This is a genomic window from Anaerobacillus sp. 1_MG-2023 (assembly GCF_030547345.1).
Lineage (GTDB): Bacteria > Bacillota > Bacilli > Bacillales > Guptibacillaceae > Guptibacillus > Guptibacillus hwajinpoensis_B.
Map to the genome: position 1 here is coordinate 21,884 of NZ_JAUORD010000023.1, position 9,611 is coordinate 31,494.

12 protein-coding genes, 1 tRNA gene and 1 other RNA gene are annotated in these 9,611 nt (G+C 39.4%); 13 read left to right on the plus strand and 1 reads right to left on the minus strand.

The features are described from left to right. Positions 1-135 precede the first annotated feature (135 nt). The 5 genes from Q4550_RS22685 (at position 136) to Q4550_RS22705 (ending at position 4,193) form a co-directional block, all read left to right on the plus strand. Entirely contained in the window at positions 136-837 is a 702-nt protein-coding gene (locus tag Q4550_RS22685) for a hypothetical protein (RefSeq protein WP_303536348.1), read from the plus strand. Positions 838-1,871: 1,034 nt separating this feature from the next. Further along, positions 1,872-2,282, plus strand: coding sequence for a hypothetical protein (locus tag Q4550_RS22690; protein ID WP_303536350.1), 411 nt, complete (start codon positions 1,872-1,874; stop codon positions 2,280-2,282). A gap of 128 nt (positions 2,283-2,410) precedes the next feature. Further along, on the plus strand, positions 2,411-2,761 hold the full coding sequence (locus tag Q4550_RS22695) for a hypothetical protein (RefSeq protein WP_303536353.1): 351 nt from the start codon (positions 2,411-2,413) through the stop codon (positions 2,759-2,761). 51 nt (positions 2,762-2,812) lie between these two features. Next, entirely contained in the window at positions 2,813-3,124 is a 312-nt protein-coding gene (locus Q4550_RS22700; protein ID WP_303536354.1) for a hypothetical protein, read from the plus strand. Positions 3,125-3,206: 82 nt separating this feature from the next. After that, complete coding sequence (locus Q4550_RS22705) at positions 3,207-4,193, plus strand: hypothetical protein (protein WP_194222571.1); 987 nt, start codon at positions 3,207-3,209, stop codon at positions 4,191-4,193. Positions 4,194-4,228: 35 nt separating this feature from the next. Here Q4550_RS22705 and Q4550_RS22710 read toward each other — a convergent pair whose 3' ends face one another. Further along, positions 4,229-4,852 (minus strand): cysteine hydrolase family protein, encoded by a 624-nt coding sequence (locus tag Q4550_RS22710; RefSeq protein ID WP_303536356.1) that lies wholly within the window; start codon positions 4,850-4,852, stop codon positions 4,229-4,231. Between the two features lie 100 nt (positions 4,853-4,952). Between Q4550_RS22710 and tadA the strand changes: the two genes are divergently transcribed. From tadA to Q4550_RS22750, 8 genes are all read left to right on the plus strand, one after another. Further along, positions 4,953-5,459: a tRNA adenosine(34) deaminase TadA gene (tadA, locus tag Q4550_RS22715; RefSeq protein WP_303536368.1), complete on the plus strand. Its 507-nt coding sequence runs from the start codon at positions 4,953-4,955 to the stop codon at positions 5,457-5,459. 33 nt (positions 5,460-5,492) lie between these two features. After that, positions 5,493-5,585, plus strand: a tRNA-Ser gene (locus tag Q4550_RS22720). 99 nt (positions 5,586-5,684) lie between these two features. Continuing rightward, positions 5,685-5,951: signal recognition particle sRNA large type (gene ffs / locus Q4550_RS22725), an RNA gene on the plus strand. A 139-nt stretch (positions 5,952-6,090) separates the two neighbouring features. Then, positions 6,091-7,788: a DNA polymerase III subunit gamma/tau gene (gene dnaX / locus Q4550_RS22730; RefSeq protein WP_303536358.1), complete on the plus strand. Its 1,698-nt coding sequence runs from the start codon at positions 6,091-6,093 to the stop codon at positions 7,786-7,788. 43 nt (positions 7,789-7,831) lie between these two features. Continuing rightward, positions 7,832-8,152, plus strand: coding sequence for a YbaB/EbfC family nucleoid-associated protein (locus Q4550_RS22735; protein ID WP_370314437.1), 321 nt, complete (start codon positions 7,832-7,834; stop codon positions 8,150-8,152). 11 nt (positions 8,153-8,163) lie between these two features. Then, complete coding sequence (recR, locus tag Q4550_RS22740; RefSeq protein ID WP_194222575.1) at positions 8,164-8,760, plus strand: recombination mediator RecR; 597 nt, start codon at positions 8,164-8,166, stop codon at positions 8,758-8,760. 17 nt (positions 8,761-8,777) lie between these two features. Then, positions 8,778-8,993: a YaaL family protein gene (locus Q4550_RS22745; RefSeq protein ID WP_194222576.1), complete on the plus strand. Its 216-nt coding sequence runs from the start codon at positions 8,778-8,780 to the stop codon at positions 8,991-8,993. A 69-nt stretch (positions 8,994-9,062) separates the two neighbouring features. Next, a complete protein-coding gene (locus tag Q4550_RS22750) occupies positions 9,063-9,329 on the plus strand; it encodes a pro-sigmaK processing inhibitor BofA family protein (protein WP_303536362.1) in 267 nt (88 codons plus the stop codon). Positions 9,330-9,611: the final 282 nt, after the last annotated feature.

Sequence of the window (9,611 nt, forward strand, 5' to 3'; positions counted from 1 at the left end):
TTTTTGTCTAGTAAAAACAAACAAATGAATGTAACTTTTTATGTATTTTGTTACATTCATTCGAATGCAGAAAGAATAGTACTTACTGTTATATTCCCTCTTATTGTAATAAAATGTAATTACAGGAGGTGTGTTTTGATAATATTCAATAGTTTCTTTAATTTACCCAGTTCAAGAATGGCTGATTTTAAAATTACATTTTGGGGTGGACTATACTCTGGAATTATCTCTGGGGTTGTTACCGGTTTAATCGTTGGTATCGTTATTTGGCTTTTGCAATCTAAACATGAGAAGAAACAGTTACAGAAAACTTGTGAAAGAGAGGTAAGTCTATTCTTAGAAGAGGCAAAAAGATACATAGGGGGGAGTAATGCGTCTCTTATAAGTCAGTCAGGACTTGGATCTATTCCTGAAAATGCGAGAGACTTTATTCAATTTATTGAGGATGATAAACCATTACCTTTTTGGGAAAGTAATATAGAAAAGGACTATATTAAAGTCGTTCGAAAAATTATTCTTGTAAAGACTTATTACTATAAACTAAGCCAAGCCTCTAGTCATCTGGATACGATAATAGCTAACGAGTTTCTTAAATATACAGATACACTAAATTATCCTTACTATATGAAGTATTTTTATGGCTTATTAAATGGATATAGTATTGAAAGCTTACAAAAGTGGAGTCATCATCCCAAATATTTAAGTGAAGAAAAGCTTAAAACTATAAATGGCGTAATAAATGAAGAATCTTTGAGATCAGATATCCAAAAATACAAGGATAGGAGAAAGCAATTTATCGCTGAATTTGAGGATTTAGAAAAAACGTTAATAGGTTGATGATTAGATTTAATAGAGAACGAGTAAAATCAAAACTCAACACATTCAATCGGCACTGATCAGCAACGTAGGAATGAGGCACCAGTCCCAATCAGAACTAACAATCAAAAGGGTAACCAAAATAAGGGGGCTATTGCACGCCCTCTACTGTCCCTAATCAGAATAGATAAGATAGTGATACAGAGATAGACAAGCCACTGCACGAACGCCTCACACAAGGGCACACAAGCCCATAAAAGGACTATAGAGGCGGACAGTGAAAATAGTGAAGCATTGGAACAACTGACACAACGCCATAAAGGCGACTGCACGGGCACTGCATGACAGTGCATAATGATGCTAGTGATAGATAGAGAGAAGGAACAACGATGACAATGGAAGGAATAGAAGTGAAGGAAATGAAAGTGAAGAAAGAAAGGAAAATAAGGACTGCACGTTTTAGTTAATCTAATAAAATAGATCAAGTTGGTAGGCTGTTTTTGCAACAGTTCAAAGGGGGTACCATAGGGGGGCGGGGGGTCTGTATAGGTCGGTCTGCTGTATTCCAAATATATGCACCATTTTTTGAAACCTTTTTTGAAACCTTTTTTGGAACAATCAATTGAACGATTGCCAATCATTAGCAGAAACGATATAATTATAATTGTAAATACATGATACGGATATAGTGAACGAAAGCCCAACACTTGAACGTCTCCAGTCTACGTCTTAGCTTACGTGGAGGGACTGCCTTAATGAAGGGTAAAAAAGACACTTAACACTTCGGTAATACATACTTTTCAGGTTTCCTAAACCGCAGGTCGGAGGTTCGAATCCTCTCGGGGCCACCATTTAAATCCTTATGCTGTAAGGGTTTTTTATTTTGTTATTTTTACCCTCTATTTTCTTCAATTATTCATTTCCTTCTTTTTTACTTCAACTCTATTATTTATAAAGCCAACTCCATAAAAGGAAACACCAATCCATTTAGCGAAAGAATAACGAACGATTCACTGGAAATGAGTGAGCTGATGATGGGGAAGCGTAAATGATTTATGCTCATTGTTCTTTTAGGAGCAGCTTTTATCACGTTTACATTTATCAGAAAGGAAAAGAAAATTTCTGATGACGTTTTAACTGTGGAAAAGGCTGATGATATCGTCCCTTACTTTAAAAGCATCACTCCTGGACTTGAACTAGCAATAAAGTCAGGAGATTATCAAGCATATGAAGGTCCTTCACTACCAAAAGATTTTAAAATAAACGTGGATAGCTTCTGGTACTCTCGACACAATGTATTTGTTTTCTATCATGTTGATGTGTCGGATAGTAAGTTTGTCATAACAAGAGATAGAGAAGATCTCCCTAAAATTGATCAACTTGTGATGGAAGCTGGTTCGGATAAAGCATCTGTATTGGAACTCGTTGAAACAGGTGAAGGTGTACTGTTTGAAGATGACTATTAGATGACTATTATATGAAAGGAACGTTTCAAGCTGTTACTCATTCTGAGACAAACGAGCCTCTTCAAAAATGAAATGGAGCACTAAAAGCAATTGTAAGTGGAAAGCGATCTGCTACCGTTGAAGTGCCTGTGTCTTATGAGTACGAAAAGGAAGAAAAGATCATAAGACAAATAGATGAAACAAAGAAATTTGTAGAAACAATTGTAACTGTTTCTCAATGGGAGAAGACGCCCTCTGATAGGCGTCTCATACTAAATAGCAATTCTCCTCTTTCAAAAATCGTTGAAATGGATTTGAAGATCTCAACCAATGAAACAGAGATAGTGCCGCTAATAGTAGAAGAGATCAGCGGTCAATACTCAGTATCTTTTCCAAGTGGAACCGAGCTACCGGAAGCCATCCAATTCTATGGGCTGATTGGCGCATCTTCAAAGGAAATTATTTTCGAAGTTGATCCGAATCAATATGAAATTTATTAGCAGATTAAAGAATCGACTTACACGCATCGAGTAGATGAACCTATCACTAAGATGTATGGTGCTGAAATTGTTAAGGAGACTCTCTATTATGATGATCATGGAGTTACATTTCACTTACTAGTGAATCAAATCGCTACGAAAGGTCTTTCCTTAAATTTGTTGTATAAAGATCAGGTTTTGATAGAAGCCATCAATGAGAGGAATGAGAAACGTTACTTGAGATTACTTGGGGATGAAGAAGATCGATTGACGTTTAAGATTGAACGGGGGTTTTATGAACGGTCTGAAATGATTCAAGTTAAATTAACGAATCTCCCCGTGTATGTGAAAACAAACTGGTTAATCAAACCTCCGAATCAGTAATGCTCATTGTTAAAAAATGCAAGCTAAAGCAACGTAAAGGTGATATGATAGAAATAGTATGGAGAGTTGGGAGGCTTTCAAGTTGGACGATTGGAAAGGGACTTTGGCAGAACTATTTCGTGCTGTTGGCATCAATCTTAAATCAGAGCTTTCTCCCGTGGTTGATGGTATACAATCTGTTTTCTCAGATAATCCGTGGGGACAGCTTTTCTTATTATTGCTTATCCTTCTCATCATTGCTCAAGGTATGAGCGCGATTGCTCGGCAATATGATCGTGCCTTCAGGCAAACGATTGAGCGGAAGATGGAGACGAATTCACATCTACATAATTTTTTTAAAGGTTTTTTGCATCATAAGCGTTCAGAAGGATGGATGAGAGACGCAGCCTGGCAACAAAAAGAGCTTCAGCGCTTTGATTTATATGAATTGGAATGGCTGAAAGCGGAACTTGCTACAGCAGAAAAAGACTTTCGCGATTATAGACCACAGACTTTTTTAGCTGGCATCCTTTTTTCGGTAAGCATTCTTTTTCTAATCTGGTATTATGATTGGACGATTTTCGAAAAAGAAGTTCTGACCATTTTGTTACCAGTTCTCCTTGTTATATGGTGTATGGGTCTCGTGTTTTATAAGGTTGGTATTAAGAAACGCTTCTATCAGTCTTTGAATACTAGCGTCCAACTGGCGATTTCGACAAAAAAGGTCCAGGATGTGATGATGTACATCGATTCTGATTTAAAGCGATATAAAACAGAGCGTGTGACAACTGACGGGGGATATTATGAAGTCGTTCGCTGCATGACCTGTCTTTACCATTCAAAATATCTTGAAGAAGTTCGCTTCCAGATCAATGATACGACCCTTGCCTTTGCGGCTAAAGAACGTGTGATTGAAGTTACAGTAAATAGCGGATTCGGCAATTCGTTTTTAATCGATCGTCTTGAGTTTAGAGACGGCTACTGTCAGAGTCTTCGTAAAGGTAGCAAGCTTTTCGATGATAAATTAATGGTTACGTATTTAAATGCTGCTTTTGAACAAAGACCGGCTTATTTCCAAACAAGCTCATAACAAATGACCCCTCTTCTATGGAAGAGGGGATTTTGTTATCCTTCATAAGCTGTTGTTGTATTTCGCTGATTCGCTTTTTCAATAAGGTCGTCTATATCCAATTCAGTTGAAGCTTGTGTACTGGCTTTTAAGTTTCCTTCCATTAAGCGGAGGGCATAGTCATTATCCTCCTTAACGTTAGAGGCACAGCAATCAGATGGTATATAAAGATCGTATTCCCTCATATAAGCATCATTCGCAGTAAAGAGCACACAAATGTTTCCTGCAAAACCAGTTAGAATAAGTGTATTGACGTTCAAGAATTTGAGTAACGTTGAGAGTGGGGTTGAGAAAAAGCCAGAATGCTTCGGTTTCACAACAGTATAATCATCGTCTTCTGGCTCAAGGCGATCCACAAGATGTTGACCATTTGCTTCGGCTGCATAGTTGATGACCTTTTTGAAATCAGATTGCCATAAGCCGTAATTATCATTAACATAGATAACAGGCATCCCTTTTGCTTTCGCTTCTTTTTTTAAAGATTGTATATTGTCTGCTGTTTTCTCTGTGTATCTAGCAAGAAGTTCAGCATCTTCGAAATCCATTGTATTGATGACATCTATTAATAAAAGTGCTGCTGAGGTATCTTGATGACTATGTTCAATATGTTTTTTACTCATGTGAACTCCTCTCCTTTAAATGAATTGGAATAATATGTAGTTTACCCAAATGATTAATAGATAAAACGATTGTAAAGGAGGGAAATGAATGCAGAACCTAGTGGAAAAAGATAAGCAGTTTATGCGACTTGCTATAACGGAAGCCCAGAAAGCTGCAACCATAGGGGAAGTACCCATAGGTGCAGTCATTGTAAAAGACAATGAAGTGATTGCCTCTGCATATAACCTTAGAGAAACGGAACAACGATCTGTAGCACATGCAGAGTTACTTGCGATTGATGAAGCGTGTCGTAAAGTGGGGTCTTGGCGCTTAACTGACTGCACGTTATACGTAACCCTTGAGCCGTGCGCTATGTGTAGTGGAGCGATCGTTCTTTCTAGAGTTGAGCGTGTGGTCTTTGGTGCCTACGATCCAAAGGGTGGATGTGCTGGGACATTAATGAATTTATTGGAGGATCAACGTTTTAATCATCAAGCAGCTGTAACGCCAGGTGTTTGTGAAGTGGAATGTGGGACAATGTTATCAGCTTTTTTTCGTGACTTAAGACGAAAACGAAAAGAAGAAAAGCAGCGATCGTCGATCATTGAAAATCAGAAAGAGACGTGATATAGTTTTTTTGTCAAAGAGACAACGTTAGATGGAGGCGTACCCAAGTCTGGCTGAAGGGGGCTGACTCGAAATCAGTTAGGACGTTCACGCGTCGCGGGGGTTCAAATCCTCTCGCCTCCGCCAGTTACATTTATCGGTGTAGTAGACCTATTGCTAAATTGGTCGAAATACGATATACTTTATCTTGCACCATTCGAGTGCACAACAATGTTATCAAATTTGCCGTGCTAGGTGGGGAATTAGCGGTGCCCTGTACTCGCAATCCGCTACAGCGAGACTGAATCCCTTCCCGAGGTTTAGCTACTGCGGGGTCTGCCCTGAATAAGTGGTGTTGACATTCGGGTCCTGCGCAACAGAGTCCTATGAACCCTGTCAGGTCCGGAAGGAAGCAGCAGTAAGTAGGTACCCTCTGTGTGCCGCGGGAGTGCCCGGATCGAGCTAACTGTTCAGGTAACGCCTGTGGTTGCTTTATCAAAGGAAGGTGCACGGTTTACTTAATTTAAATTCTCAAACTCACTCTTTTAATAGGGTGAGTTTTTTAGTATCTTTTATTTGATTGTCTTTTGAATTAGAAGCGGTGAAAAGGTATAATAGAAATGTATGAAGAGGTTAGGAGGAGAGTAGGCGAATGAGTTATCAAGCGCTATACCGCGTTTGGCGACCGCAAACGTTTGAAGATGTGGTTGGTCAAGGGCACGTAACAAGAACAATTCAAAACGCACTCATGCAGCAAAAAATCTCTCACGCCTATTTGTTTACAGGACCTCGAGGAACGGGAAAAACGAGTGCTGCGAAAATTATTGCGAAGGCCATTAACTGCGAGAAGGCGCCTGTTGCTGAACCATGTAATGAATGTTCAGCATGTCTCGGGATTACAGATGGTTCGATTTCAGATGTAATTGAAATTGATGCTGCCTCTAACACAGGTGTTGATGACATCCGTGATATTCGCGATAAAGTAAAGTATGCGCCGAGTTCTGTTTCTTATAAGGTGTATATCATAGATGAGGTTCACATGCTTTCAACTGGAGCGTTCAATGCCCTTCTGAAAACGTTAGAAGAGCCACCAAAGCATGTAGTATTTATTCTTGCGACCACTGAGCCGCATAAAATTCCATTAACCATCATTTCCAGGTGTCAGCGTTTTGATATGAGAAGAATTACGGCGCAGGACATCGTTGGACGGTTACAAACAATTATTAAAGCTCAGGATATAGAGGTAGAAGAAGATGCACTTTATCAAGTTGCTCGAGCAGCAGATGGTGGGATGCGAGATGCGTTAAGTATTCTTGATCAGGCAATCTCATATAGTGAGGCTGAAGTTGTATTAGATGATGTGCTTGCAGTAACAGGAAGTGTGTCCCAAAAAATGATCTCGAAAATTGCGATGGCTTTCCACAATAAAGATGTGGCAGAAGCTTTGAACGCAGTAGAAGAATTAATGGATCACGGGAAGGATGCTGCTCGTTTTCTAGAAGACTTAATTTATTACTACCGAGATTTACTACTATATCAAACCGCGCCTCAGCTTGAGGAAGTAGTTGAACGGGTAAAAATCGACGAAACGTTTCAGCACTTGGGAGATCGTTCTCGGAAAGAATGGATTTATACTGTTATTGAGACATTGAATCGATCTCAGCAAGAAATGAAGTGGACGAACCATCCACGAATCTTTCTGGAATTAGCGCTTGTTCAAATCTGCCAGGAAGAGACGAGTAGTCAGCCTATACAAGGTGGAGAAGACCAAAATGAACTACTTGATCGTATTCAGAAGCTAGAAAATGAGTTGAAAACACTCAAGGAGCAAGGCGTTACGGTTAAGCAACAAGAAGAAGGTTCTGAACCAAAGCAGAAGAAACAATTTAAACCTTCCAGACAGAAATCTGGCGTATCTCATGGTAGAATAAAAGAGATGCTGAAGAAAGCTACTAAGCAAGATTTATTGAAAGTAAAAAGCGTGTGGGGAGAAGTGATGGAGAACGTTCGTCAGGAAAAAGTCTCAGCACATGCCTGGTTGAAAGATAGTGAGCCGGTGGCCGCTACAGACAACACCTTTCTTTTATCTTTTCAGTATGACATGCATTGCCAGATGGCAATGAAGGACAACATTCGTGGAACGCTTGAACAAGTATTAGCACGAACGCTTGGTAAACAGTTAGAAATGGTTGCAATTGTGGAACAAGAATGGAAGGAAATTCGCACAGAATTCTTGAAAACAAGAGATGAACCAGAACCTGATCAAAAAGGGGCTGAACCGGCGGAAGATCCATTGATCGCTGAAGCAAGACGTCTTGTCGGCGATGATTTATTAGATATTCAAACATAAAAATGAACAATAACTAAGGAGGAATTTTTTTATGAAACGTGGCATGGGTGGCGGAGGAAACATGAATAACATGATGAAACAAATGCAAAAAATGCAAAAGGATATGGCGAAAGCTCAAGAAGAACTAAAGGATAAAATCGTTGAAGGTACAGCTGGCGGCGGTATGGTTCTAGTTAAAGCGAATGGTCATAAAGAAATCCTTGAAGTAATAGTAAAAGAAGAAGTCGTAGATCCAGATGATATCGACATGCTACAAGACCTTGTGCTTGCTGCAACGAATGATGCACTACGTAATGTAGATGAATTGGTAAACAAAGACATGGGCAAATTTACACAGGGTCTTAATATGCCAGGAATGTTTTAGGGGGTACGCAGGTGCATTATCCTGAACCAATATCAAAACTGATCGACAGTTTTATGAAATTGCCGGGAATCGGACCAAAAACGGCGGTCCGCCTGGCTTTTTTCGTTCTTGAAATGAATGATGATGATGTCCTTGATTTCGGAAAAGCGTTAGTTAATGCAAAGCGTCAGTTAACTTATTGTTCTGTGTGTAATCACATTACAGACACCGATCCTTGTCGTATTTGTTCAGATAGCCATCGCGATGAGACGATTATCTGTGTTGTTCAAGATGCTAAAGATGTTATTGCTATCGAAAAAATGAAAGACTACACAGGTTTATACCATGTTCTTCATGGTGCCATTTCTCCTGTTGAAGGTATTGGGCCTGAAGATATCAAGGTACCAGAGTTATTGAAACGTCTGCAGGATGATAAGGTAACAGAAATTATACTAGCGACGGACCCGACGATTGAAGGAGAAGCAACAGCAATGTATATTGCTCGCCTGGTTAAGCCTACAGGTATTCGTATTACTCGTATTGCTCATGGTCTCCCAGTCGGGGGCGATCTTGAATATGCTGATGAAGTCACCCTTTCGAAAGCAATGGAAGGGCGTCGTGAATTGTAGCATCAGGAGGGAAGCAAATGTTCTTCAAACGTAAAGGCTATTTGCGGAAAGACGCTGATGAGCGTTTGATTCAGACGCTATACGAATTAAAAGATGTATGGAACAATCAAAAAGAAATCGTAGAGCGCAGTGTTGAGCCTTCTGGAGCCGTTCTTGCGAAGCTTAAAGTGGATGAAGCAAAATACTTCTTTCTATTAAAAGAAGCAAAACGAAGAAAGATAAGAATGGGATAAACCTCCCGTTCTTTTTTATTTGGACAGACATATGCTTTAGTAATTCTGAAAAAAGAGCGGAGGTCTATTATGGATCCTAAACTTATTATTGGCTTGTTTGTCTTCAGTATTGTTCTGCTTCTTTTTGTGGGGGCACCCCTAAAGCCAATGCGTTGGATTGGACAGGGGTTAATCAAGTTAGCAATCGGTGCATTACTTCTATTCTTTCTCAATACATTCGGCACTCCATTTGACCTCCATGTTCCTATTAATCCCGGGACAGCAGTGATCACTGGTTTTCTAGGCGTTCCAGGCCTTATAGCTCTGGCTGCAATTGAACTGATTTTGGTAGGTTGAATGAAAAGGACTCATGTAACTAAAAGAGTCCTTTTTTGTTTTTCTGAAATAACTTTTGAAAAAAGGGTTGCGTAACAGAGTTAACCCTGATATAGTTATATAAGTCGCCGCAACAACGCGGTTGACGCCGAAAAGAATTTCAAAAAAGTTATTGACGCTGACAGAGTTAATATGGTATATTAATAAAGTCGCTGAAAACGACATTGAAAGAAATAAATTGATCTTTGAAAACTGAACGAAACGCCATGTAAGTAGTTGTTTCTACGGAAACAAAACATTGTT